This window comes from Faecalibacterium sp. HTF-F (genome assembly GCF_023347535.1).
In the GTDB taxonomy this organism is placed as follows: Bacteria; Bacillota; Clostridia; order Oscillospirales; family Ruminococcaceae; genus Faecalibacterium; species Faecalibacterium wellingii.
Genome location: NZ_CP094473.1, coordinates 2,337,892 through 2,363,450, shown reverse-complemented (window position 1 = coordinate 2,363,450; position 25,559 = coordinate 2,337,892). Strand labels below are relative to the sequence as shown.

Below are 25,559 nucleotides of genomic sequence, written 5' to 3'. Positions count from 1 at the left end.
CTGAATCGTTATGACTTCTGCCGTGCGGCGATCTGCGCTGCCGTGGGCGGGGTGTCGCCCTGCGCAGCGTTTTCCAGTGCGCCGAGGCGGCGGTCCAGATCGGTCAGGCGCTGGGCTACGATATCCGGCAGATCCTGCTGGTCCAGATCGTCCGCCGGGTTCACGGCCTTGTTGTTGATGCGCACCACCTCGGCGGGCACGCCCACGGCGGTGCAGTTGGCGGGCAGATTGCGCAGCACCACGCTGCCTGCGCCGATGCGGGAGTTGTCCCCGATATACACCGGGCCAAGGACCTTGGTGCCTGCACCGATCAGCACGTTGTTGCCCAGAGTGGGGTGGCGCTTGCCGGTGTCCTTGCCAGTGCCGCCCAGAGTGACACCGTGGTAGATGGTGCAATTGTCCCCGATCTCACAGGTCTCACCGAACACGATGCCCATGCCGTGATCGATGAACAGGCATCTGCCGATGGTGGCACCGGGGTGGATCTCGATGCCGGTGCGGCGGCGTCCGTGCTGGCTGACCCAGCGGGCAAGGAAAAAGCGCTTATGCTGGTACAGCCAGTGCGCAATGCGGTGATACACCAGAATGTGAAAGCCCGGATACAGCAAAATGACCTCCAGCACGTTGCGTGCAGCGGGATCCTTGCGCTGGATGTTCCGCGCGTCCTCCAACAAACCCATGGGAAAACCCTCTCTTTCCTGATTCCGATGAAGCTGCTCTGAATAAAAATCACGTCTCTGCCATGAAAACAGCCTCTGACTCTTTTGACCATATTTATAATAGCACACCCGGACGGGAATGTACAGCAATATGCTAGGAATTGACATAACTAACCCGGAATCTGGCGGGGAAAAACTGCTTTTGGGTAGAGTAGCTAAAATTCCGGGAGGGAAGCGGCAAACCTTTTTGCAACAAAATATATGCGGAAGCATTGACACATTTCGCGCTTCTATGCTAAAATATTATGAAAAGATTCCAGACTTATAAAAGGAGACAGCACCATGCAGAAAAGCGCGATGTGTACCAAACTGAACAAGCAGTTCGCATCCGGTTTTGCCGTGGGTTCGTTGTTTCCTTTTTTTGTAGAATGAGCTTTTCCCTTTGCGGGGAAAAGTTTTTTTTTGCCCGTAAGCCGGAAAGCCGAACCAGACAAACGCAAATCAGGAGGGAACTGCGATGCTGCTTGTAAATGCTGTGAACACCGAAGGAAGACCGCTTGAGATTTTTGTAAAGGACGGCAGGATCGCTGCTGTGGGTCAGGAGCTGGAGGCACTGGCCGGGGAGAACGAAACGGTCATTGATGCCGGAGGGCTGACCGTGCTGCCCGCCTTTGTGGATCTGCACTGCCACTGGCGCACCCCGGGCTTTGAGTACAAGGAGGACATCGAGACCGGCAGCCGCGCCGCAGCCGCCGGCGGTTACACCTTCGTGAACCTGATGCCCAACACAAAGCCGGTCTGCTCTTCTGCGGCACAGGCCATGATGGTGGAACAGAAAGCCGCCGAGCTGGGCCTGTGCGATGTGAACCAGACCGTCTCCATCACCGAGAACTTTGACGGCGTAAGCATCGACCACCTCAAGACCCTGCCTGCCGGTGTGAAGTTCATCACCGAGGATGGCCACGGCGTGCAGGACAATGCCACCATGGCAAAGGCGTTTGCCATCTGCACCCAGAAGGATATCACCGTGATGAGCCACGCTGAGGATATGGAGATCAGCCCGTGGGACTACCGTCTGGCTGAGGACATCGAGACGGTGCGCAACTGCTGGCTGAGCGAATACTACCAGACCAAGCTGCACATGTGCCATGTGTCCACCCGCGGTGCGCTGGATGCCATCCAGATGGCAAAGCTGCGGGGTGCACCCGTCACCTGCGAGGTGACCCCGCACCACCTGTGGTTCACCAATGACACCTGCGATTACCGTGTGAACCCGCCCATCCGCACCGCCGACGATGTGCAGGCGCTGGTGGACGGCATCCGCACCGGCATCGTGGACGCCATTGCCACCGACCACGCGCCCCACTCCGAAGAGGACAAACTGAAGGGCATGGCCGGTATGGTGGGCAGCGAGACCGCTTTCGGCGTCTGCTACACCAAGCTCTGCAAGCAGGAAGGCCTGCCGCTGGAAGTGCTGGTGCATCTGATGAGCACCCGCCCCGCCGAGATCCTGGGCCTTGCCAAGGGTCAGCTGGAGCCGGGCTACGACGCGGACTTTGTGCTGGTGGATCTGGATACCCCCTACACCGTGGACAAGGACAAGCTGCACTCCAAATCTCACAACACCCCGTTCGATGGTGCCCAGCTGTTTGGTAAGGTCTGCGCCACTATCAAGGGCGGCAAGCTGACCTATCAGGCAGAGAACTGAGAAAATGTTTCACAAAATAATATGATATAAAATAGATAAGAAAGCAAACAGGAGGTACACCCAAATGACGAACATGGACAAACTGTACGAAGCTGTGGAAGCCCGCGGCCCGGTGTGCGTGGGTCTGGACACCGACTTCAGCTACCTGCCCGCCGATTTTGTGGACAGCACCCTGTCCCGCGGCGAGAACATCGTGCGCTTCAACAAGAAGCTCATTGACGCCACCAAGGCCGTGGCAGGCTGCTACAAGGTGCAGATCGCTTACTACGAGTCTCTGGGTCTTGAGGGCATGAAGGCCTACGCCGACACCCTGAAGGCGGTGCGCGAGGCAGGTGTGCCGGTGATCGCCGACATCAAGCGCGGCGACATTGCCAAGACCGCCGAGATGTACGCCATGGGTCACTTTACCGGTGATTTCGAGAGTGATTTCGTCACGCTGGCACCCTACATGGGTCTGGACTCCATCAGCCCCTACCTGCCCTACGCCGAAAAGCAGGGCAAGGGCATGTTCGTGCTCTGCCGCACCTCCAACGGCGGTGCCAAGGACTTTGAGTACGAGAAGCTGGCCGATGGCCGTCACGTCTACGATCTGGTGGGCGACAAGCTGAACGCTCTGGGCAAGGACTACATGGGCGAGCACGGCTACTCCTCCATCGGTCTGGTCATCGGCGGCACCCACATCGAGGAGGCCACCGAGATCCGCGCAAAGTATCAGGACAGCTTCTTCCTGATCCCCGGCTACGGCGCACAGGGCGGCAAGGCCGAGGACATTGCCCAGTATCTTACCAAGGGCAACGGCGGCGTGGTCAACTCCAGCCGCGGCATCCTGCTGGCCTACAAAAAGCAGCCGGGCACTGCCTTTGACGAAGCCGCTTACAACGAATGTGTGAATATGAAGGAGGCCATTGCTCATGCGTGCAGCCTGCTGTGAAGCCACTGTTCTGCGCAATGAGGTCATTGCCTCGGACATCCGTCTGCTGACGGTGGTCTGGCCGGACCGCGACCACGCACCACACGCAGGCCAGTTCTTTACCCTGCGTGCATGGGGCGCAGACGAAGCCCCCTTCCTGTCCCGGCCCATCAGCGTGCACCGCTGGAACCCGGACAGCAGCACCATCGAGTTTCTGTATCAGGTGGTGGGCGAGGGCACGGAAAAGATCGCGCAGCTCAAAATGAAGGATACCTTCCAGCTCACCGGCCCTATGGGCAACGGCTTTGATGTGCCGGACATCCTGAGCAAGTACAAAAAAATCGCTGTGGTGGGCGGCGGCATCGGCACTGCGCCCATGTTCCAGCTCACCCGCGAGCTGGCAGCGGCAGGCGTGAAGCCGGATGTGTTCTTCGGCTTCCGGGATGCCCCCTACTGCATGGAGGAGTACCGCGAGATCGCAAACCTCGTCAAGGTGTCCACCGACACCGGCGCGGTGGGCTTCCACGGCTTTGTCACCCAGCTGTACGACCCCGCCGACTACGATGTGGTGCTGGTGTGCGGCCCCACGGTCATGATGAAGAACGCCGCCCGCCTGTGTGCCGAAAAGGGCACCCCCTGCTTTGTGAGCATGGAAAAGAAGATGGCCTGCGGCATCGGTGCCTGCCTTGGCTGCACCTGCGAGACCAAGGGCGGCGAGGGCAAGAGCGTGTGCAAGAACGGCCCGGTATTTGATGCAACGGAGGTGTTCTTCTGATGGCTGACCTGAAAACCAACCTGCTGGGCTTTGTGATGAACAGCCCGGTCATCGGCGCATCCGGCACCGTGGGCTACGGCGTGGAGTACGAAGAGCTGGCAGACTTTGCCAAGATCGGCGGCATCTCCGGCAAGGGTCTGACCCTGCACGGCCAGTACGGCAACAAGGGCGAGCGCCTGTGGGAGACCCCCTCCGGCCTCATCAACAGCATCGGCCTGCAGAACCCCGGCGTGCAGCACTTCATTGACGTGGAGCTGCCCGAGATGCTGGAGCTGAAGCAGAAGTACGGCACGGTGGCCATTGCCAACCTTGGCGGCCACAGCGAGGAAGAGTACGTGGAAGGTGCCGCGATGCTGAGCGACAGCGCAGTGGACATCGTGGAGCTGAACATCTCCTGCCCCAACGTCAAGGTGGGCGGCATGGCCTACGGCGTCAAGTCCGAGGCTGCCGGTGAGGTGGTGCACATGGTGCGCGCTGCCTGCAAAAAGCCCCTGATGGTCAAGCTGAGCCCGCAGGCCGAGAACATCCCCGAGATGTGCAAGGCTGTGGAAGCCGCCGGTGCGGACGCCATCAGCCTGACCAACACCTTCCAGGCCTGCGCCATCGATCTGGAAAAGCGCCGCCCGGTGTTCAACAACATCTTTGCGGGCCTGTCCGGCCCGGCGGTGCGGCCCATCGCTCTGCGCATGGTCTGGCAGGCCGTGGGCGCTGTGAACATCCCGGTGGTGGGTCTGGGCGGCATCGCCACGGGCCGTGACGCACTGGAGTTCATCATGGCCGGTGCTGCGGCGGTGCAGGTGGGTGCCGCAAACTTTGCCAACCCCCGCGCCATGGAGACCATTGCGGACGAGATGGCCGCATGGATGGACAAGAACGGCGTGAAAACACTGGACGAGATCCGCGGATGTGCCCGGAATGCTGAATAATCCAATTGATATACCAGCAAAAACGCTGATTTATACGCATAAAAACAAAGTCGCTGCATAAATTTGCAAATCACGCAAAAGCGTGGTACAATACCGTTCAAAAGACATTTTTATAAAAGAGAGGGAGAAGTACAATGAGTGAAGCACTTGAAATCCTGAAGAGCTGTGACGCGTTCCTGGAAGGTCACTTCCTGCTGTCCTCCGGCCGCCATTCCAGCGCATACTGCCAGATGGCTTATCTGCAGCAGTACCCCGACCGCTGCGCCGAGGTCATGAAGAGCGTGGCAGATAAGGTCAAGGAAATGGACGTGGATGTGATCGTGGGACCTGCCATGGGCGGCATCGTCTATGCCTACGAGCTGGCCCGCCAGACCGGCAAGCGCGCCATCTTTACCGAGCGCGTGGACAATGTGATGACCCTGAAGCGCTTCGCCATCCATCCGGGTGAGAAGTGCCTCATCGCTGAGGATGTGGTCACCACTGGCATCTCCTCTCTGGAGACCAAGCGGGTCATTGAGGAGAACGGCGGCATCTGTGTGGGCATTACCTGCGTGGTGGACCGCACTAAGCCCGAGGCTCCGTCTCCCATTCCCATCGTGGCAAGCGCCCTCAAGCTGGACCTGCCCAACTACGCACCGGAAGAGTGCCCCATCTGCAAGGAGGGCAAGCTGCCGCTGGTGCATCTGGGCAGCCGCAAGATGAAGCAGGAAGCAAAGCAGACCCTGTAATGTGTTGAAACGAGGAAAACTATGAACGCATATCTTCTTTTGGCAAATGGCATGGTCTTTGCCGGCCAGTCGGTGGGTGCCGAGGGCGTCACCGTGGGCGAGGTGGTCTTTGCCACCGGTATGGTGGGCTTTCAGGAGACTCTGACCGACCCCAGCTACTACGGCCAGATCATCACCCAGACCTACCCCCTTATCGGCAACTACGGCATGAATAAGGACGACATGGAGTCCGACCGCATCTGGGCAAAGGGCTACATCGTGCGTGAGGCCTGCACCACCCCCTCCAACTGGCGCTGCGAGGAAACGCTGGACAGCTTTTTGAAAAAGAACAACACCATCGGCATCGAGGGCATCGATACCCGCCACCTGACCCGCATCATCCGGGAAAGCGGCGTGATGAACGGTGCCATCCTGACCACCTTTGATCCCGCCGACCCGGCCAACAAGGCCGAGACCGAGGCCCTGCTGGCCCAGATCCGCGCCTATGCCGTCACCGATGCGGTGAAGAACGTGACCTGCGCTGCCCCCGAGGTGTTCAATCCGCAGGGCGAGACCCATATCGTGCTGATGCACTACGGCTGCAAGCGCAACATCGTGCGCTGCCTTGTCAAGCGCGGCTGCAAGGTGACGGTCATGCCCGCCTTTGCAACGGCAGACCAGATCAAAGCTCTGAACCCGGACGGCATCATGCTGTCCAACGGCCCCGGCGACCCCGCCGAGCCGGTGGAGATCATCGAGAACCTCAAGCAGATCTTTGCACTGAACATCCCCACCTTCGGCATCTGTCTGGGCCACCAGCTGTCCGCGCTGGCAGCCGGTGCCAAGACCATGAAGCTGAAGTACGGCCACCGCGGTGCCAACCAGCCTGTGACTGACTTTGAGTCCGGCCGCACCTTCATCACCAGCCAGAACCACGGCTACGCTGTGGTGGGCGACGAGCTGCCCGCCGAGATGGGCGAGGTGGCACAGGTGAACGCCAACGACGGCACCTGTGAGGGCATCAAGTATAAGAAGTGGAACTGCTTCACCGTGCAGTTCCACCCGGAAGCAAACGGCGGCCCCAAGGATACCGAGTTTCTGTTCGACCGCTTCCTGAACAACGTCAAAGCAGCAAAAAAGGAGGCACGCTGAAATGCCGAAGGACCCTAGAATCAAGAAGGTGCTGGTCATTGGCTCCGGCCCCATCATCATTGGTCAGGCTGCGGAGTTCGACTACTCCGGCACGCAGGCCTGCCGCGCCCTGAAGGCAGAGGGCATCGAGACCGTTCTGCTGAACTCCAACCCTGCAACCATCATGACCGACCCGGATGTGGCCGACCATGTTTACATCGAGCCCATGACGCTGGAAGTCGTGGAGCGCATTTTGGACATTGAAAAGCCGGACTCTGTGCTGCCGAACCTCGGCGGCCAGATGGGCCTGAACCTGTCCATGGAGCTGGCCCGCTCCGGTTATCTGGACCGCACCGGCATCCGTCTGCTGGCCTGCAAGCCCGAGACCATCGACCGTGCCGAGGACCGCGAGCTGTTCAAGGAGACCATGGAAAAGCTGCACCAGCCCATCATTCCCTCCGAGGTCGTGGAGACGCTGGAAGACGCTCTGGCCTGCGCCGACCGCATCGGCTACCCGGTCATCGTGCGCCCGGCCTTCACCATGGGCGGCACCGGCGGCGGCATCTGCGAGAACAAGGCAAAGCTCATTGAGATCGGCACCAACGGCCTGCGCCTTTCCCCCATCCATCAGATCCTTGTGGAAAAGTGCATCGCCGGCTGGAAAGAGATCGAGTACGAGGTCATGCGCGACCACAAGGGCAACGTCATCACCGTGTGTAACATGGAGAACCTCGACCCCGTGGGCATCCACACCGGTGACTCGGTGGTCGTGGCTCCCTCCCAGACCCTGACCGACCACGAGTACCAGATGCTGCGCACCGCTGCGCTGGACATCATCACCGAGCTGGGCATCGAGGGCGGCTGCAACTGCCAGTTTGCTCTGAAGCCGGACAGCTTTGATTATGCGGTCATCGAGGTCAACCCCCGTGTGTCCCGCTCTTCCGCACTGGCTTCCAAGGCTACCGGCTATCCCATTGCCAAGGTGGCCACCAAGATCGCCATCGGCTACACGCTGGACGAGATCACCAACGACGTCACCGGCAAGACCTGCGCCTGCTTTGAGCCTGCGCTGGACTATATCGTGGTCAAGTACCCGAAGTGGCCCTTTGATAAGTTCGTCTACGCCGACAAGTCTCTGGGCACCCAGATGATGGCCACCGGCGAGGTGATGAGCATTGGCAACAGCTTCGAGGCTGCCATGATGAAGGCAGTTTCCTCCATCGAGCTGGGCATGGATACCCTGACCCACAAGCCCTTTGAGGAGCTGACCGATGACGAGATCGTGGCTCACATGCATGTTCAGGACGCCGAGCGCGTGTTCTGCGTGTACGAGGCTCTCAAGCGCGGAATCGACCACGAGACCATTTACAAGATCACCAAGATCGACTGGTGGTTCCTGGACAAGATGCAGCATCTGGCAAATCTGGAAAACGGTCTTGCCAAGTGCAACGGCGTGCTGACCGAAGAGCAGTATAAGACTGCCAAGAAGTACGGCTTCCAGGATAAGACCATCAAGCGTCTGGCACAGGTGGATACCCTGCCTGTGGAGAACTACCGCGCCGGTTTCAAGATGGTGGATACCTGTGCGGCCGAGTTCTCGGCCAACACCCCTTACTTCTACTCCACCTACGACGGCGACAACGAAGCCGCTGAGTTCATTGCCGAGAAGGAAGCCGAAGCATCCGCCAAGGGCGAACCCGAGAAAAAGAAGGTGCTGGTCTTTGGTTCCGGCCCCATCCGCATCGGTCAGGGCATCGAGTTCGACTACTGCTCGGTGCACTGTGTGTGGACCCTGAAGAAGCACGGCTGCGAAGCCATTCTGGTCAACAACAACCCTGAGACCGTCTCCACCGACTTTGACACCGGCGACCGTCTGTACTTTGACCCGCTGAACCCGGAGAGCGTGGACAACATCATTGCCACCGAGAAGCCGGACGCCTGCGTGGTGCAGTTCGGCGGCCAGACCGCCATCAAGTTGGCAAAGCACATGGACGAGATCGGCCTGCCCATTCTGGGCACCCCGGCAGATGCCATCGATGAAGCCGAGGACCGTGAGCGCTTCGACGAGCTGCTGGAGCGCTGCAAGATCCCCCGCGCACCGGGCCGCACCGTGTTCAATCTGGACGAGGCGCTGGCCGCCGCCGATGAGATCGGCCTGCCGGTGCTGATGCGCCCCTCCTACGTGCTGGGCGGTCAGAACATGATCGTGGCCTACACCAAGGCAGACGTCATTGAGTACATGGGCGTCATCACCGAGCATGTGGACATGGATCACCCTGTGCTGCTGGATAAGTACATTCTGGGCACCGAGTGCGAAGTGGACGCCATCTGCGACGGCGAGAACTTCCTGATCCCCGGCATCATGGAGCAGGTGGAGCGCACCGGTGTGCACTCCGGCGACTCCATCTGCGTCTACCCGGCACAGCACCTGACCCAGGCCGAGATCGATACCATTGTGGACTACACCGGCCGCTTTGCCCGCGAGTTGCATGTCACCGGTCTGGTGAATGTGCAGTACGCTGTCTCCAACGGCAGAGTGTACGTCATTGAGGTGAACCCCCGTTCCTCCCGTACTGTGCCGTATATCTCCAAGGTCACCGGCGTGCCTATGGTGGATCTGGCAGTGCGCTGCTGTCTGGGCGAGAAGCTGGCAGATATGGGCTATGGCACCGGCCTGCACCCCAACGCACCCTATGTGGCCGTCAAGGTGCCTGTGTTCAGCTTTGAAAAGCTGCACGGTGTGGATACCCAGTTCGGCCCCGAGATGAAGTCTACCGGCGAAGTGCTGGGCATTGCCCCCAACTACCACGACGCCCTGCTCAAGGGCCTCATCGGCGCGGGCTACACCTTCAAGACCCCCGGCCCTGCAAGCTGCTGCATCTTCACCGTGAAGGACAGCGACAAGCCGGAGTTCGTGGATATTGCATGGAAGCTCAAGAGCATGGGCTACAAGCTGTACGGCACCTCCGGCACCTGCGCATGGCTCAACAAGCACATGGTGCCCTGCAACGAGGTGCGCAATATGTCCGGCGAGTCGCCCAACATCGTGGACCTGCTGCAGAGCGGTCTGGTGGACTACGTGTTCTCCACCAGCGCCAAGGGCCGTGACCCCAAGCGCGATTCCGTCCGCCTGCGCCGCAAGGCCGTGGAGCTGAGCATTCCCTGCATCACCGCCGTGGATACCGCCAACGCTCTGGTGAACTGCCTGCGCAGCGACCACAGTCTGGAAAATATTCCGCTGGTGGATATTGCCACCCTGTATCACCGCAAGTAATTACCGCTGTAATTACCCCCGGAAACGGATAAAGACAGACTTTATACAGCGCCCGCCAAAACGGCGGGCGCTGTATTTGTGAAAGGCAGACAGAGAATATAAAAGTTCGTGCGCAATAAATGACGTTTTGTGCGCAAGCTGTCGCAAACAGTGCGCAAATTATGTTATACTCAACAACGCAAAATTTGCCAAAAGACCGTTACTTTTGGACATTCCAGGAGGATATAGATACATGACCCGTTCCCAGATGATCGAGACTGTTGCACGCAAGACCGGCTTTACCGAAGCTCAGGTCGAGACCACAATGGATGCGATGTTTGACCAGATCGCCGACTGCCTGCGCGCAGACGAGAAGGTGACCATCGCAGGCTTTGGCCGTTTTGAGATGCGTCCCCGCAAGCCCAAGGCCTACACCAACCCCAAGACCAAGGTTTCCAGCCGTCTGGAGTCCACCTCCATCCCCGGCTTCAAGGCCAGCGGCCGCTTCAAGCAGAAGCTGGAAGCAGGCAAGAAGAACGTGGAAGAGACCGCCTGATCGATGTGCATTGAGGACCGTACCCGTGACCCCGGGTGCGGTCCTTTTTGTTTGCTGGATATATGCGGGCGAGAGAACGATTTGGAATGCCCAGAGCAAAGCGGAGGGCATTCTAAATCGTCCCGCTCTGTGCCCGGCGCACGGCATCTTTTTGTTTCTCTGCTGACAAGTGCGGCATTTCATGCTATACTGAGTGCAGAATATAAAAGGACAAAGGAACGGAGATTCAGATGCTTTACAGTGAACTGCAGTGCAGCCCGGCCATCCATCAGGCAGTGGAACGCATGGGCTTTGCCGAAATGACCGAGATCCAGGAAAAGACCATCCCCGTCATGATGGCGGGTCATGACGTGATCGCAAAAGCCCCCACCGGCACCGGCAAGACCTGTGCCTTCGGCATCCCGGTGGCGGAGCATATCCTCCCGGAAAACAAGTACCCGCAGGCTGTCATCATGGCTCCCACCCGGGAGCTGGCCCAGCAGATCGCAGAAGAGCTGACCCAGCTCACCTATTTTATGCCAGAGGTACAGGTGGCCTGCGTGTATGGCGGTGCCAATATGGAAAAGCAGGCAAAGCGCCTTGCCGAGGGCTGCCAGATCGTGGTAGCCACGCCGGGCCGTCTGATGGACCACTACAAGCACCGCACCATCGACATCTCCCATGTGACCCAGATCGTGCTGGACGAGGCCGACGAGATGCTGAACATGGGCTTCTATAAGGATGTGCGGCATATCATTGAAATGATGAAGGCCCGCAAGTCCCTTTCCATGTTCTCGGCCACCATCAGCCGCGAGGTGATGGACATTGGCTGGCTGTACCAGCACAACGCTGAGGAGATCACCGTCCAGCCCCGGGAGGAGAGCCAGCCCAAGATCACCCAGTATATGCTGGAGACCTCCGGCCGCAACAAGCTTTCCGACCTTGCACAGATCATCATTGGTGAGAGCTACAAGCGGGTGATGGTGTTCTGCGATACCAAGTTCAACACGGCCACTCTGGCCAACCAGCTGGCACGGCTGGGCTTCTCGGTGGATTGTCTGCACGGCGACCTCTCCCAGAAGGAGCGCAACCAGATCATGCAAAACTTCCGGGACGGCAAGCTGGCCATTCTGGTAGCCACCGACGTTGCCGCCCGCGGCATCGATGTTTCGGACGTGGACGCCGTCATCAACTACGATGTCCCCAGCGAGAACGAACATTACACCCACCGGATCGGCCGCACCGGTCGTGCCAAAAAGGAGGGCGTGAGCTACCTGTTCTATGTGCCGGAGGAGAAAAAGCGGGTGCAGGAGCTGCTGCGCCTGACCCGCAATACCGACCTGTGCACCCCGGTGCATTTTGACTTCAACCATGAGCACATCGTGGTGGAGGAAAAAAAGGACAACGCCGATCGGTTCCAGATCAAGTGTTATTTTTAAAGGAAGAAACTCCCCCAGTCTGCTCCGCAGACAGCCCCCTCAAGGAGGGAGCCTGCCCGTACGGTAAGCCTCCCTCTCTGAAGGAGGTGTCGAGCGAATGCGAGACGAAGGGAGTTCTTTTTGTAAAAAGACTTGACCTTCCCCTTTCTGGAAGGTGTAATATAGGCACGTAAGGAGGCACCGGAGCCATGAAGATCAACGAAGTGGAAGCCGCCGTGGGCGTGACCAAAAAGAACATCCGCTTTTACGAGGAGGAGGGGCTCATTACCCCCGGCCGCGAACCGGGCAACGGCTACCGCAGCTACTCGCAGGCAGACGCTTGCGCGCCTTGCTGCACGGGAAGAACAGGGGGTGACCTTTGTGAACATCGAACGCACAGACCGAAAAGGCGAGCGCATCCGCGGTGCCTGTGTCGGCGCGGCCCTTTTTGTGGCGCTGATGGCTTTTGTGATCGCAACGATGGCGTGGGCCTTTTACAGCGACCCGCAGGAAGCGCCGCCGCTGCCGCTGCTCATCGTATTGTTCGGCATCCCGGTGGGGTGCATCGTGGGCACGCTGAAGGTGCTGCTGGAACGCATTGAAGAGATCGGAAAGGGAGAAGAAGATGCTTATCGTAACTATTAACGAGGTGCCCGGCAAAAAGCTGGAAGCGCTGGGCGTGGTGCGCGGCAGCACGGTGCAGAGCCGCAATCTGGGCCACGATCTGATGGCGGGGTTCCGCACGCTGGTGGGCGGTGAAGTGACCGACTACGCGGATATGCTCACCGAAGCCCGGCAGATCGCCACAGGACGCATGGTCAAGGATGCAGAGGCCCTTGGAGCGGATGCAGTTGTAGGGATGCGCTACGCTTCCGCCAGCGTCATGCAGGGCGCGGCAGAGGTCATTGCTTATGGAACGGCGGTGAAGTTCGTATGACCACAAAAGAAAAGCAGGGCTTCGGCCTTTATTTCCTGTTAGCGTTTGGTCTGGCATGGCTGTGTCAGGTCGGTGGCTGCATGGCACTGCTGCAAAAGCAGAATGCCGTGCTGTATCAGCTGGCGCTGGTCGCCACCATGCTCTGCCCGCTTCTGGCGGTGCTGCTGGTGCAAAAGGTCTTTCTGCGCCAGCCCACCGGCATCGGCTGGAAGGTGCAGGGCAAGCGCCGCTACTGGCTGGCGGCGTGGTTTGGCCCGGCGGTGTTCACGGTGCTGGCTGCAGTGCTCTATTTTGCGGTGTTCCCGCATCGGCTGGACCTCTCCGGCAGCTGGCTGACAGCGGCCTACGGCGGCGAGATGGACGCGCAGACCCTGCGCAGGGAGCTGGGTGTATCCAACCTCAGCTACATGCTGGAAACAGGTCTGTTCGCGGTCACACTGGCTCCGCTCATCAATATGTTCGCAGCTTTGGGTGAGGAAGCCGGCTGGCGCGGGTATATGATGCCTCACCTGAAGGAGCAGCTCGGCCTGCTCAACGGCCGCCTGCTGGGCGGCGTGATCTGGGGTGTCTGGCACTGGCCGCTGATGCTGCTGGTGGGCTACGAATACGGCACCAACTACTTGGGTGCGCCGGTACTGGGCCTTTTCGTGTGGTGCATAGTCTGCTTTGCGCTCAATACCCTGTTGGACTGGCTCTATGAAAAGACTGGGTGCATCTGGGTGCCGTCCATTGCGCACGGCGCGTTCAATGCGGTGGCAGCGCTGTTTGTGGTTTTGACGAACCCGGCAGACAGTTACTATAATGTATTGGGCCCGGCACCCATTGGCCTGATCGGAATGCTGCCCATGCTGGCTGCTGCAGTCTGGCTGACCCTGCGAAGATCCTGAAAACCTGAATATTCCGGGAGAGGACTCTTCCGCTTTTGCCGCCGCAGCTGCATTGCAGCTGCGGCGCAGTTTTTCCTGCGGTTTGCTGCTGTTTTGGGGTGAACGCAAAAAAGAATGAAAAAAATCTGTCAAAAAGTGTTGACAAGGAGGCGGGGGTGTGGTATTATACTTGAGCGCCAAGCGCTGAGGCAAAAGAATGACTTCCGAAGCCACAGCAGGAAGCCCTTGAAAAGAACCAATAGACGCTGAAAAAGTTCCGGTTTGTTCTGAGAAACTTCTTGAGTGTCCAAGTTCAGAAAGTTCAAAAGCTTCTAAAAAATAAGGCTTGACAAAAAACCACTTCGGTGGTACAATAAGCAGGTCGTCAGCCGCAAGGCTGAGGCGCACAGGACCTTGAAAATTGAACAATATCGAAAAACTTGTAAGGAACCTTTATGTGTTTGGAAAAACACTTAAAACAATTCCAAAAGTAATTCACACAGGACGCAAGCGATTGCGTGCTGAGCGAACAAGATTTAACACTTTTAAGTGATAAATATCATTTATAAAGAGTTTGATCCTGGCTCAGGACGAACGCTGGCGGCGCGCCTAACACATGCAAGTCGAACGAGCGAGAGAGAGCTTGCTTTCTCGAGCGAGTGGCGAACGGGTGAGTAACGCGTGAGGAACCTGCCTCAAAGAGGGGGACAACAGTTGGAAACGACTGCTAATACCGCATAAGCCCACGGCTCGGCATCGAGCAGAGGGAAAAGGAGTAATCCGCTTTGAGATGGCCTCGCGTCCGATTAGCTAGTTGGTGAGGTAACGGCCCACCAAGGCGACGATCGGTAGCCGGACTGAGAGGTTGAACGGCCACATTGGGACTGAGACACGGCCCAGACTCCTACGGGAGGCAGCAGTGGGGAATATTGCACAATGGGGGAAACCCTGATGCAGCGACGCCGCGTGGAGGAAGAAGGTCTTCGGATTGTAAACTCCTGTTGTTGGGGAAGATAATGACGGTACCCAACAAGGAAGTGACGGCTAACTACGTGCCAGCAGCCGCGGTAAAACGTAGGTCACAAGCGTTGTCCGGAATTACTGGGTGTAAAGGGAGCGCAGGCGGGAAGACAAGTTGGAAGTGAAATCTATGGGCTCAACCCATAAACTGCTTTCAAAACTGTTTTTCTTGAGTAGTGCAGAGGTAGGCGGAATTCCCGGTGTAGCGGTGGAATGCGTAGATATCGGGAGGAACACCAGTGGCGAAGGCGGCCTACTGGGCACCAACTGACGCTGAGGCTCGAAAGTGTGGGTAGCAAACAGGATTAGATACCCTGGTAGTCCACACCGTAAACGATGATTACTAGGTGTTGGAGGATTGACCCCTTCAGTGCCGCAGTTAACACAATAAGTAATCCACCTGGGGAGTACGACCGCAAGGTTGAAACTCAAAGGAATTGACGGGGGCCCGCACAAGCAGTGGAGTATGTGGTTTAATTCGACGCAACGCGAAGAACCTTACCAAGTCTTGACATCCCTTGACGATGCTGGAAACAGTATTTCTCTTCGGAGCAAGGAGACAGGTGGTGCATGGTTGTCGTCAGCTCGTGTCGTGAGATGTTGGGTTAAGTCCCGCAACGAGCGCAACCCTTATGGTCAGTTACTACGCAAGAGGACTCTGGCCAGACTGCCGTTGACAAAACGGAGGAAGGTGGGGATGACGTCAAATCATCATGCCCTTTATGACTTGGGCTACACACGTACTACAATGGCGTTAAACAAAGAGAAGCAAGACCGCGAGGTGGAGCAAAACTCAGAAACAACGTCCCAGTTCGGACTGCAGGCTGCAACTCGCCTGCACGAAGTCGGAATTGCTAGTAATCGTGGATCAGCATGCCACGGTGAATACGTTCCCGGGCCTTGTACACACCGCCCGTCACACCATGAGAGCCGGGGGGACCCGAAGTCGGTAGTCTAACCGCAAGGAGGACGCCGCCGAAGGTAAAACTGGTGATTGGGGTGAAGTCGTAACAAGGTAGCCGTAGGAGAACCTGCGGCTGGATCACCTCCTTTCTAAGGAGTCAGGCGAAAGAGCGACATCAAAGATGACGATCTTTCGGACAGGTAACAAACAAGCAGAGTAGATATTGTTCGATTTTGAGGGCCCTGAAGAGCGAAAGCTTGAAAGAACCTTCAAAGACGTACCTTGAAAACTGAATAATAACTGCGAAACAAAGATTATAGTAAGTTCTTTTTAAGAAATATTACAATTTCAAAAGGAAGGGTAACAATAATCTTCGTTGGCAAGAGAGAATCAAGAGGATACCAAATGTTCCAAGAGAACGTTTGAAAGGTCAAGCGAACAAGGGCGCAGGGCGAATGCCTTGGCACTGGGAGCCGATGAAAGACGTGATAAGCTGCGATAAGCTTCGGGGAGCTGCAAATAAGCATTGATCCGGAGATTTCTGAATGAGGAAACTCACCTGGGTTCATACTCAGGTACGTTATACTGAACTTCAAAATAGGTATATCGAGGGAACCGCCTGAACTGAAACATCTAAGTAGGGCGAGGAAGAGACATCAAACGAGATTCCGTAAGTAGTGGCGAGCGAACGCGGAAGAGGGCAAACCGAGAGTAGAAATACTTTCGGGGTACGGAGCGCATTTAGGACTTAAGTTGTTAACCGAACGGCATGGGAAGGCCGGTCAGAGAGTGTGAAAACCACGTAGGTGAAAACGACAAGAGCCGAGCGAATTCCAGAGTACGGCCAGACACGTGAAACCTGGTCGGAATACGGGGGGACCACCCTCCAACCCTAAATACTACCCAGTGACCGATAGCGTATAGTACTGTGAAGGAAAGGTGAAAAGCACCCCGGGAGGGGAGTGAAAAAGAACCTGAAACCCTGTGCCTACAAGCACCTAGAGCGCGTCAAAGCGTGATAGGGTACTTTTTGTAGAACGGTCCGGCGAGCGATTGTATGCAGCAAGGTTAAGGACTTAAGGTCTGGAGCCGAAGCGAAAGCGAGTTTGAAAAGGGCGTTAAGTTGCATATAATGGGCCCGAAACCGGGTGACCTACCCATGGTCAGGTTGAAGTGGAAGTAAAATTCCATGGAGGACCGAACCGACCTCCGTTGAAAAGGCGGCGGATGAACTGTGGGTAGCGGAGAAATTCCAATCGAACCCGGAGATAGCTGGTTCTCCCCGAAATAGTTTTAGGACTAGCCTCAAGTTAGATACCTGGAGGTAAAGCACTGAATAGCCTAGCGGCCGAGAGGTTAGCGAAGCTTATCAAACTCAGAATGCCAGAGTATTGATGCTTGGGAGTCAGACAGTGTCAGATAAATGTCATTGTCAAAAGGGAAACAGCCCAGATCTACAGCTAAGGTCCCAAAGTCAGGTTAAGTGGAAAACGATGTGAAGATACGCAGACAACCAGGATGTTGGCTCAGAAGCAGCCACTCATTCAAAGAGTGCGTAATAGCTCACTGGTCGAGCGTCTTTGCGCGGAGAATTTAACGGGGCTAAACCTGACACCGAAGCTTAGGCAATACAGCAATGTATTGGGTAGGGGAGCGTTGTATACGCGGTGAAACAGTAGCGTAAGCGGCTGTGGAGTGTATAGAAGTGAGAATGCCGGAATGAGTAGCGCGAATGCAGTGAGAATCTGCATGGCCGAAAGCCTCAGGTTTCTGGAGGAAGGTTCGTCCGCTCCAGGTTAGTCGGGAGCTAAGGTGAGGCCTAACGGCGTAGCCGATGCACAGACGGTAGAGATTCCGTCACCACCAAAAGAGTTAAGCACAGGGACACATATGAAGTCTCGGAGCCGGGTGTTGGTTCCGGTAGCGATCGAGGGAAGTTAGTACCGAAGTCCGGGATGGAAGATGGCGAGAAAAGCTGTGTGTATTTCTGCGGTGCCCGTACCGCAAACCGACACAGGTAGGTAGGAAGAAGATTCTAAGGCCAACGGGAGAAGGGTTGTTAAGGAACTCGGCAAATTGACCCCGTAACTTCGGGAGAAGGGGTGCTGCAGCAATGCAGCCGCAGAGAATCGGCCCAAGCAACTGTTTACCAAAAACACAGGTTTGTGCTAAATCGAAAGATGACGTATACGAGCTGACGCCTGCCCGGTGCTGGAAGGTTAAGAGGAGATGTGCAAGCATTGAATCGAAGCCCCAGTGAACGGCGGCCGTAACTATAACGGTCCTAAGGTAGCGAAATTCCTTGTCAGGTAAGTTCTGACCCGCATGAAAGGCGTAATGATTTGGGCACTGTCTCAACAGCCCGCCCGGCGAAATTGTAGTACCGGTGAAGATGCCGGTTACCCGCGACAAGACGGAAAGACCCCATGGAGCTTTACTGTAGCCTAATATTGGGTTTCGATGTTGCATGCACAGGATAGATGGGACACTGGGAAGCAGGTGCTTTGGCGCTTGTGGAGTGGCCGTTGGGATACCATCCTTGCGATATTGGAATTCTAACCTGCGCCTTTGAATCAAGGCGGGGGACATTGTTAGGTGGGCAGTTTGACTGGGGCGGTCGCCTCCTAAAGAGTAACGGAGGCGTTCAAAGGTTCGCTCAGCTTGAACGGAAATCAAGCAAAAGAGTGCAAACGCAGAAGCGAGCCTAACTGCGAGACTGACGGGTCGAGCAGTAACGAAAGTTGGAGTTAGTGATCCGGTGGTATGTGAGTGGAAATGCCATCGCTCAACGGATAAAAGTTACCCTGGGGATAACAGGCTGATCTCCCCCAAGAGTCCACATCGACGGGGAGGTTTGGCACCTCGATGTCGGCTCATCGCATCCTGGGGCTGTATTCGGTCCCAAGGGTTTGGCTGTTCGCCAATTAAAGCGGTACGCGAGCTGGGTTCAGAACGTCGTGAGACAGTTCGGTCCCTATCTGTCGTGGGCGCAGGATATTTGATGGGAGCTGTTCCTAGTACGAGAGGACCGGAGCGGACGTACCTCTGGCGCACCAGTTGTTCTGCCAAGAGCATAGCTGGGCAACTATGTACGGATCGGATAAACGCTGAAAGCATCTAAGCGTGAAGCCGACCCAAAGATAAGATATCCCATTGTTTCAAACAAGTAAGACCCCTTGAAGACTACAAGGTTGATAGGCACGATGTGTAAGTGGAGCGATCCATTCAGCAAGCGTGTACTAATAGGTCGAGGGCTTGACCACAATTCGCTTGAGACTCTGAGAGTCAACGAAAAAATGCTAGCAGTGATTATTCAGTTTTGAAGGCACGTCCTTCTACAAACACTGGACAGGTACATAGAAATGTGTTATACTAGGCCAGTCAGATCGGTCGGTGTCGATGACGGTGAGGTTCCACCTGTTCCCATTCCGAACACAGAAGTTAAGCTCACTTGTGCCGAAGATAGTTCGCTGGAAACGGCGCGTGAAAATAGGTAGTCGCCGACTTGAACAGAAAACGCTTTGAGAGAAATCTCAAGGCGTTTTTGTTTTGCCGAAATTTTGCATAAAATCCATGGAATGTGATTTGAAAATAATTTGCGGATTATTTGTTAAAAACGACAAATTTTTGCGTTTTAGTTGACAGGAATATGCGGGGGGGGGGTACAATGAGACAGAAAGAGCGCACGGGTTTCACATTTTGTGCGCAGGGGTAAAAGCAACAAAAGGAGACAAATCATGATGAAAAAGATTGATCGCCGCAAATTTTTGAAAGTGATGGGCGCTGCAGGTGTGGCATGCGCCATGACTGCGCTCACTGGCTGCGGAGGCGGCGGAGCCGGTGGAAGCGCTCCGGCTCCGGACGGCTCGACGCCGCTTTCCTATTTGAAGCCCTTGAACGGTAAAGTGGATTGGAGCAATAAAGAACCGAAAGACCCGTTTGGGAATACGTATGCAAACGGTGTTAACTACGTTGTGTGTTCTACGGGCTATGGAATAACCGGAGGAGAACGTCTTGAAAGTTTGATCTTTTTTCATTCAGCAGAATATTCTATCGATAAAAAGTATAAAAAGCTGACGATGAAGCTGAATCCGCATGAGGGAATGGAGGAGGATGCTTCTGCGTGGGTGAATATTTACGGAGATGGTAAGCTGATAAAAACCTCGCCGACGATTGTTCAGAAAACGAAGGAAACCGTGGAATTTGAAGTGGACATCACGGATGTTGAATATTTGAAGGTTGAGGTTGGAGCAAAGTACATCGGCGGTGAAGTGATCCTGTGGGACGTCAAGCTCTGGCCGTGATGGAAACACATTGAATCAACTTAATAAAACATAAAAGCGGCCCCGCCGCGTTGAGCATTCAACGCGACGGGGCCGCATACTTTATTGGGTGGTGTACCGGTTACGATACGAGCTTCTGCTTAGCCCTTGCCTGCGCAGCCGAACAGCTCGATCTTCTCCTTGCACTTGGCCTCGATGGCCTTTGCGCCGGGAGCCAGCAGCTTGCGGGGGTCGAAGCCCTTGCCCTGCTGATCCTTGCCCTCTTCGATGTACTTGCGGGTGGCCTCAGCAAACACCAGCTGGCACTCGGTGTTGATGTTGATCTTGGAAACGCCCAGGCTGATGGCCTTAGCGATCATCTCGTCGGGGATGCCGGTGCCGCCGTGCAGGACCAGAGGGATGTTATTGGTGGCCTTGTGGATGCGGTCCAGAGCCTCGAAGTCCAGACCCTTCCAGTTTGCCGGGTAGACACCGTGGATGTTGCCGATGCCGGCAGCCAGGAAGTCGATGCCCAGAGCAGTGATCTTTGCGCACTCCTCGGGGTCTGCGATCTCGCCGGCACCCACAACGCCGTCTTCGACGCCGCCGATGGAACCGACCTCTGCCTCGATGCTCAGGCCCTTAGCGTGTGCCAGAGCCACCAGCTCCTTGGTCTTTTCCACATTCTCTTCGATGGAGTAGTGGCTGCCATCGAACATGATGGAAGAGAAGCCGGCCTCGATGCAGGCCTTGCAGCCCTCATAGGTGCCGTGATCCAGATGCAGGGCAACGGGAACGGTGATGCCCATGGAATCGACCATAGCGCTGACCATGGCAGCGACGGTCTTGAAACCGGTCATGTACTTACCAGCACCCTCGGAAACGCCCAGGATCACGGGGCTCTTCATTTCCTCGCAGGCGGTCAGGACAGACTTGGTCCACTCCAGATTGTTGATGTTGAACTGAGGCACACCATAGTGGCCATCACGTGCTTTGATCAGCATTTCGGTTGCATTTACCAACATTATTCATTACCTCCACAAAATCATTGGGGCCTTGCTCGTTTCGTGCCTGCTTTGTGCACGTCTTAACGAACTTACAGAGTTAGTATACCCCAAACAGCGCCTAAAATCAATCCAAACGGGCTTTTTTCCTGCAACAATGCGGAAAATCGATCCCTGCGGGGAAGGAAACTTTCCGTCAGAAAGGGTCAGCACAGAACAAAAAACAACAATATTCCATAAAGTCTGCAACATGAAGCCGCGCGGCGGGAAAGCAGCAAAAGAACGAATTTTCAACATAGATCCACATTCGTCAAAATGATATTGGAAGATCTGGCAAAACCGGACAGAATGCAGTTCAAAAAATTGTCATATTTCCGACTTGTATTTTACAAACTGTACGCAAGAAAAACAAACAGGTCGAACCGGAATGTTGAAAACACGGTGGAAAGTGTGGAATTCCACCCGTAAAACAGGCTTTAAAACAGGACTTTTGAACTTTCTCCACCGGGTTTTCAACATGTGGAAAAAGTGATCGGTCCTTTACGGATTGTATACCACATTTTTGTGGAAAACTTTTCTCATCGGCAAAACAGAGGACGCTTGTGCAACAACAGAGTGAAGATGCACCTGTGCGGCAAAACATTTCTGCAAAAAGGAGCGCGGCCTGCCAAAGTGGAAAATGCGGCAGACCGTGAACAGGGTGTGAAAACTTTTGCCGGACAGGGACAAAAAATGGTGATTTACTGGCAAACAAAGGCGGCATATGTTATACTTCAAAATGAGTTATCATATGGAAACGCGATGGGTGCGCAGTGCAGGATGCCGCGCACCTTTTGGAGGGTGCACGCAGCACGTTCCGGTAATACAAAGAAAGGGAGAAAATACAATGGAAGAAAAGAATCAGCCGCGCCGTCCGCGCCGCAGCCCGGAGGAGAACACGCAGAAAAACGAGAGCCTTGTTTACGGCAAAAATCCTGTGACCGAGCTGCTCAAGAGTGGCTCCGGCGTGGATACCGTGCTCATTGCCGAGGGTCTGGCTCCGGCGGTGGCGGCTTACTATACGGCGCTGGCCAAGGAGGCGGGTGCCACGGTCAAGCGGGTGCATCCCAACAAGCTGCGCCTGATGACCGGCACTGAGAGCCATCAGGGTGTGGCTGCATTTGCCAGCGAGATCGAGTATGTGACGGTGGATGACCTGATGGCAGCAGCCAAGGCCAAGGGCGAGGCACCTTTTCTGGTGCTGAGCGATGGCATCGAGGATCCGCATAATCTGGGCGCAGTGATGCGTAGCGCTCTGCTGTGCGGTGCCCACGGAATCGTGATCCCCAAGCGCGGCGGCGCATCGGTGACGCCCACCGTTATCAAGTCCAGCGCGGGCGCAGCGGAGCGTCTGCCGGTGGCCCGTGTGGCCAACATCGGCGAGACCATCCGCCGCCTGAAGGATCAGGGCGTGTTCGTCTATTGCGCGGATATGGACGGCGTGTCCCTGCGCAGGAACAACCTCACCGGCCCCATCGCACTGGTGCTGGGCAGTGAAGGCAGCGGCGTTTCCCAGCTGGTCAAGAAGCTGTGCGACGGTGTGGTGCGTCTGGATATGGCGGCATCCGGCACCGGTGTGGACAGCTACAATGTGTCGGTGGCTGCGGGCATCATCCTGTACGAGATCCAGTCCCAGCGCGCAGCACAGCAGGCATAAACCGGTACAAAGGCCGGAACCTCAACGATATTTACAGGAGGGACAAGAATGCCGAAGGATAAAAATAACAATCAGGCAATGACCAAGGATGAAAAGTTCCGCTCTTTTTTCAGCACCACGGCGGTGAACATCCCGGAAGAAATGATCCGGCGGGATGAGGAACTGCCGGAGGAAAAGCCGCAGAAGCGGTTTGGCCTGTTTGCCCGCGGCAAGGCAGATCAGGAGGAAGCCCAGGCAGCAGAGCCGCAGGAAATGCCCACCGGTGAGGTGGCGCTGGGCGGGGATGCCCAGCCGGAGCAGGAAGCAGATCTGGAACTGATGCTGAAGCCTGCGGCAGACCCGGAGCGGGAGCTGGCCCCGTGGCCCCTTCTGGAGACGGAAGCGGAGGATGCAGAACCGCTCAGGGTGGATCTCCCGGCCCCTGCTCCTGCAAAGGAGCCGGAGCCGCCCAGACAGAGCACAGCCCCGGTGGCAGAGCCTGCCGGGCAGCGCAGTGAGGCAAAAACCTCCCGCAATCCCAAGAATGCACCGGAGGTGCTTCTGCCGCAGGAGGAACAGGAGCAGCAGGAAATGGCTCAGCTCAAGGCCATGATCAATGGCCTGAGCGAGAAAAAGCCCGCTCCCGGCGCAGCCGCGCCGACCCGGACGGCACAGGCAGAGGAAACCGCCCCGGCAGCGCAGCCGGAAACTGCTCCTGAACGTAAAAAAGAAGAAAGCGGCACGCCGCTGCCCGCTGCGGTGTTTGCGTCGGTGAAGGAAGCGGATGCCGACCTGCAGCCGAAGGAAAAAACGAGACCGGAACGCAAAAAGCCGGTGATCGATTTCTTTGGCCATGCAGAGGACGAAGAAAAGCCGCAGGCCCCCTCGGCCCCGGCAGATGCGCCCGCTGCAAAAGAGGACACTATGAGCCTGCCACTGCTGCCGCTGGACGGCGAAGCCCCGGCAGCAGAGCCGCAGGCAAAGGCAGAGGCAGCGCCTCAGCCGGAACAGAAGCCGGAAGCCGGGGAGTCTGCGGCGCTGGCTGAGGATCCGGAGAGCGAGCTGCAGGGCCCGGAGGCGACAGCGGAAAAGCTGCACCGCATGAGCGCCGAGCTGACGCTGCGCTGCGTACTGGGCGGCATTCTGGCCGTGGTGCTGCTGCACTTTGGTCTGGTGTCGGACGGGCTGCTGCCCGCGATGGCCGCGCTGGACCCGGATGCAGCTCCGGCGGCATTCTACGGCGCAAACCTGCTGCTGCTGGCGGCAAGCCTGTGCGTGGGCTTCCCGGTCCTGCGGGATGGCCTGACCGGCCTGCGCGGGCGTCCCTCGGCCGATACGATGCCGGCTCTGGCTGCAGCGGCGGCGCTGCTGCAGGCCGTGACGGCAATGCTGAACGCCAATGTCTACCGCGGCACCACGGGCATTTCTCTGCTCAGCGGCATGGCGGCGCTGGGCCTGTTCCTTGCTCTGCTGGGCAGCCGGGTGATGCTGGCAGCGGTCAAGGGCGGGTATGAGCTGGTGACCAATGGCGTGGAGCATCAGGGTGCTTTCCGCGCCAGAGATAAGGACCTGCTGCGTGCGCTGGCACGGGATCTGGAACAGAAGGATCCATGGGTGCTGCTGAGCCGCCCGATGCAGGATGCCGAAGGCTTTGTGGAGCAGAGCCTGTGCGAGCGTGCCAGCGAGCGCCGTGCCCGCAAGGTCTCGTACATTCTGCTGGGCGTTGCCCTGCTCAGCGGTGTGCTGTTCCTGCTGGCAGGAGCCGGGTGGAACAAGGCCGTTGCAGCCATGGTCGCAGTGCTGTGCATGGGTGCACCGCTGTCTTCCACCCTCATCGCGGGCATTGCATCGCTGCGGCTGCAGCGCGCCGCTGCGGCTGTGGGTGCAGTGGTGCCCGGCTGGCAGGCCATTGAGCAGCTGGGCGGTATCGATACGCTGCAGATCGACGCCGACGACCTGTTCACAACCGACAGCGCACAGCTGGAGGACATCCGCATCTTCAAGGGCGGCCGCATCGACCGCGCGATCCTGTATGCGGCCAGTGTGCTCAACGAGACCCACGGTGCCCTGCGGGGCCTGTTCCGCCAGATCATCGAGGACCGTACCGACATCCTGTTCCCGGTCAAGGATCTGGAACAGCATCGGGGACTGGGCTTCTCGGGCTGGTGCGATAATAACCGCATCCTCATCGGCACCCGCCGCTATCTGGAGAAGGAGGGCGTCTCGCTGCCGGATGAAGAGTATGAGGCGCAGCACTCCAAAAACGGGGAACTGCAGATCCTGTATCTGGCAGTCTCCGGCAATCTGCACGCAATGTTCATACTGAAGTATGTGGGCGGGCGCAATGTGGCCCGGGGCCTTGCCGTGCTGCAGAAGGAAAATATCCGGCTGATGGTCACCTGTCAGGACCCCAGCCTGACCGCAAAGCATATCACCGAGGTGTACCGCCTGCCGGAGGGCATGGTCACGGTGCTGGATCAGGAGCAGTGCGATGCCATCAAGGCCGCACCTGCCGACCCGGCGGACGTCTGCTGCATGATCCATCTCAAGGGCTTTGCCAGCCTGACCGGCGGCCTGCAGGCGGCAGATCAGGCCCAGAATGCTGAGAACAGTGCCACCACGGTGCAGATGGTCTCGGTGCTGTTCTCCATCGTCATTGCGGCTCTGCTGACCAGCGCGGGCAGCATCTGGGAGCTGTCGGTGGCGACGGTGCTGATGTATCAGGCCGCATGGAGTGCACTGAGCATTGCAGTCTGCGCCCTGAAGCAGCACAATTGAAAGTGAGAACTATTCTTAAAATAAATAGGAATTATTCTTGATTTCGCATTGGGAATATGGTATACTCTGTTCAGAACCTGAGCCGCAGGCG

General features: G+C 57.0%; 17 protein-coding genes, 3 rRNA genes and 1 pseudogene. 19 read left to right on the top strand and 2 right to left on the bottom strand.

The window, feature by feature from the left end; translation table 11 throughout:
* Positions 1-8: 8 nt before the first annotated feature.
* Positions 9-680: a serine O-acetyltransferase EpsC gene (gene epsC, locus MTP37_RS11190; protein ID WP_005944190.1), complete on the bottom strand. Its 672-nt coding sequence runs from the start codon at positions 678-680 to the stop codon at positions 9-11.
* Between the two features lie 496 nt (positions 681-1,176).
* Between epsC and MTP37_RS11185 the strand changes: the two genes are divergently transcribed.
* From MTP37_RS11185 to MTP37_RS11110, 17 genes and pseudogenes are all read left to right on the top strand, one after another.
* Positions 1,177-2,367 carry a dihydroorotase gene (locus tag MTP37_RS11185; protein ID WP_249237349.1) on the top strand — a complete coding sequence of 397 codons (1,191 nt, stop codon included), beginning with the start codon at positions 1,177-1,179 and terminating at the stop codon, positions 2,365-2,367.
* Between the two features lie 64 nt (positions 2,368-2,431).
* Positions 2,432-3,298: an orotidine-5'-phosphate decarboxylase gene (gene pyrF / locus MTP37_RS11180; RefSeq protein ID WP_249237348.1), complete on the top strand. Its 867-nt coding sequence runs from the start codon at positions 2,432-2,434 to the stop codon at positions 3,296-3,298.
* On the top strand, positions 3,279-4,052 hold the full coding sequence (locus tag MTP37_RS11175; protein ID WP_249237347.1) for a dihydroorotate dehydrogenase electron transfer subunit: 774 nt from the start codon (positions 3,279-3,281) through the stop codon (positions 4,050-4,052). The genes pyrF and MTP37_RS11175 overlap by 20 nt, the downstream gene beginning before the upstream one ends.
* Positions 4,052-4,978, top strand: a complete 927-nt coding sequence (locus MTP37_RS11170) for a dihydroorotate dehydrogenase (RefSeq protein ID WP_249237346.1) — start codon at positions 4,052-4,054, stop codon at positions 4,976-4,978. The genes MTP37_RS11175 and MTP37_RS11170 overlap by 1 nt, the downstream gene beginning before the upstream one ends.
* 134 nt (positions 4,979-5,112) lie before the next feature.
* Entirely contained in the window at positions 5,113-5,706 is a 594-nt protein-coding gene (gene pyrE / locus MTP37_RS11165; protein WP_118528611.1) for an orotate phosphoribosyltransferase, read from the top strand.
* Between the two features lie 21 nt (positions 5,707-5,727).
* Complete coding sequence (locus tag MTP37_RS11160; protein ID WP_249237345.1) at positions 5,728-6,837, top strand: carbamoyl phosphate synthase small subunit; 1,110 nt, start codon at positions 5,728-5,730, stop codon at positions 6,835-6,837.
* Between the two features lies 1 nt (position 6,838).
* Complete coding sequence (carB, locus tag MTP37_RS11155) at positions 6,839-10,090, top strand: carbamoyl-phosphate synthase large subunit (RefSeq protein WP_249237344.1); 3,252 nt, start codon at positions 6,839-6,841, stop codon at positions 10,088-10,090.
* Between the two features lie 232 nt (positions 10,091-10,322).
* On the top strand, positions 10,323-10,625 hold the full coding sequence (locus tag MTP37_RS11150) for an HU family DNA-binding protein (protein WP_249237343.1): 303 nt from the start codon (positions 10,323-10,325) through the stop codon (positions 10,623-10,625).
* Between the two features lie 230 nt (positions 10,626-10,855).
* The gene (locus MTP37_RS11145) at positions 10,856-12,043 is read left to right on the top strand and encodes a DEAD/DEAH box helicase (RefSeq protein ID WP_249237342.1); all 1,188 of its coding nucleotides are present in this window, start codon (positions 10,856-10,858) and stop codon (positions 12,041-12,043) included.
* Between the two features lie 188 nt (positions 12,044-12,231).
* Positions 12,232-12,300: pseudogene (locus MTP37_RS13235) on the top strand (MerR family transcriptional regulator); the annotation flags it as partial.
* Positions 12,301-12,403: 103 nt separating this feature from the next.
* The gene (locus MTP37_RS13230) at positions 12,404-12,667 is read left to right on the top strand and encodes a hypothetical protein (protein ID WP_396344607.1); all 264 of its coding nucleotides are present in this window, start codon (positions 12,404-12,406) and stop codon (positions 12,665-12,667) included.
* On the top strand, positions 12,648-12,959 hold the full coding sequence (locus MTP37_RS11135; RefSeq protein ID WP_005944222.1) for a heavy metal-binding domain-containing protein: 312 nt from the start codon (positions 12,648-12,650) through the stop codon (positions 12,957-12,959). The genes MTP37_RS13230 and MTP37_RS11135 overlap by 20 nt, the downstream gene beginning before the upstream one ends.
* Entirely contained in the window at positions 12,956-13,846 is an 891-nt protein-coding gene (locus tag MTP37_RS11130; RefSeq protein WP_249237341.1) for a CPBP family intramembrane glutamic endopeptidase, read from the top strand. The genes MTP37_RS11135 and MTP37_RS11130 overlap by 4 nt, the downstream gene beginning before the upstream one ends.
* 541 nt (positions 13,847-14,387) lie before the next feature.
* A 16S ribosomal RNA gene (locus tag MTP37_RS11125) occupies positions 14,388-15,898 on the top strand.
* A 279-nt stretch (positions 15,899-16,177) separates the two neighbouring features.
* Positions 16,178-19,012, top strand: a 23S ribosomal RNA gene (locus MTP37_RS11120).
* A gap of 126 nt (positions 19,013-19,138) precedes the next feature.
* Positions 19,139-19,255 (top strand): 5S ribosomal RNA (gene rrf / locus MTP37_RS11115).
* Together the 16S, 23S and 5S rRNA genes form the textbook arrangement of a ribosomal RNA operon.
* A gap of 231 nt (positions 19,256-19,486) precedes the next feature.
* On the top strand, positions 19,487-20,053 hold the full coding sequence (locus tag MTP37_RS11110; RefSeq protein ID WP_249237340.1) for an NPCBM/NEW2 domain-containing protein: 567 nt from the start codon (positions 19,487-19,489) through the stop codon (positions 20,051-20,053).
* A gap of 119 nt (positions 20,054-20,172) precedes the next feature.
* Here the strand turns inward: MTP37_RS11110 and fba are convergent, their stop codons facing one another.
* Complete coding sequence (gene fba / locus MTP37_RS11105) at positions 20,173-21,036, bottom strand: class II fructose-1,6-bisphosphate aldolase (RefSeq protein WP_005941384.1); 864 nt, start codon at positions 21,034-21,036, stop codon at positions 20,173-20,175.
* 742 nt (positions 21,037-21,778) lie between these two features.
* On the opposite strand from fba, the gene rlmB reads away from it, so the two are divergent.
* Positions 21,779-22,711 (top strand): 23S rRNA (guanosine(2251)-2'-O)-methyltransferase RlmB, encoded by a 933-nt coding sequence (rlmB, locus tag MTP37_RS11100; RefSeq protein ID WP_249237339.1) that lies wholly within the window; start codon positions 21,779-21,781, stop codon positions 22,709-22,711.
* Positions 22,712-22,759: 48 nt separating this feature from the next.
* The gene (locus tag MTP37_RS11095) at positions 22,760-25,468 is read left to right on the top strand and encodes a cell envelope biogenesis protein OmpA (RefSeq protein ID WP_249237338.1); all 2,709 of its coding nucleotides are present in this window, start codon (positions 22,760-22,762) and stop codon (positions 25,466-25,468) included.
* Positions 25,469-25,559 lie beyond the last annotated feature (91 nt).

Bases quoted from the DNA above. Each gene is read 5' to 3' on its own strand.
- carB (WP_249237344.1), top strand. From the start codon at position 6,839: ATGCCGAAGGACCCTAGAATCAAGAAGGTGCTGGTCATTGGCTCCGGC.
- pyrF (WP_249237348.1), top strand. From the start codon at position 2,432: ATGACGAACATGGACAAACTGTACGAAGCTGTGGAAGCCCGCGGCCCG.
- MTP37_RS11135 (WP_005944222.1), top strand. From the start codon at position 12,648: ATGCTTATCGTAACTATTAACGAGGTGCCCGGCAAAAAGCTGGAAGCG.
- MTP37_RS11130 (WP_249237341.1), top strand. From the start codon at position 12,956: ATGACCACAAAAGAAAAGCAGGGCTTCGGCCTTTATTTCCTGTTAGCG.
- MTP37_RS11160 (WP_249237345.1), top strand. From the start codon at position 5,728: ATGAACGCATATCTTCTTTTGGCAAATGGCATGGTCTTTGCCGGCCAG.
- fba (WP_005941384.1), bottom strand. From the start codon at position 21,036: ATGTTGGTAAATGCAACCGAAATGCTGATCAAAGCACGTGATGGCCAC.
- MTP37_RS11175 (WP_249237347.1), top strand. From the start codon at position 3,279: ATGCGTGCAGCCTGCTGTGAAGCCACTGTTCTGCGCAATGAGGTCATT.
- pyrE (WP_118528611.1), top strand. From the start codon at position 5,113: ATGAGTGAAGCACTTGAAATCCTGAAGAGCTGTGACGCGTTCCTGGAA.
- MTP37_RS11145 (WP_249237342.1), top strand. From the start codon at position 10,856: ATGCTTTACAGTGAACTGCAGTGCAGCCCGGCCATCCATCAGGCAGTG.
- MTP37_RS11150 (WP_249237343.1), top strand. From the start codon at position 10,323: ATGACCCGTTCCCAGATGATCGAGACTGTTGCACGCAAGACCGGCTTT.
- MTP37_RS11095 (WP_249237338.1), top strand. From the start codon at position 22,760: ATGCCGAAGGATAAAAATAACAATCAGGCAATGACCAAGGATGAAAAG.
- MTP37_RS11110 (WP_249237340.1), top strand. From the start codon at position 19,487: ATGATGAAAAAGATTGATCGCCGCAAATTTTTGAAAGTGATGGGCGCT.
- rlmB (WP_249237339.1), top strand. From the start codon at position 21,779: ATGTTATACTTCAAAATGAGTTATCATATGGAAACGCGATGGGTGCGC.
- epsC (WP_005944190.1), bottom strand. From the start codon at position 680: ATGGGTTTGTTGGAGGACGCGCGGAACATCCAGCGCAAGGATCCCGCT.
- MTP37_RS11185 (WP_249237349.1), top strand. From the start codon at position 1,177: ATGCTGCTTGTAAATGCTGTGAACACCGAAGGAAGACCGCTTGAGATT.
- MTP37_RS11170 (WP_249237346.1), top strand. From the start codon at position 4,052: ATGGCTGACCTGAAAACCAACCTGCTGGGCTTTGTGATGAACAGCCCG.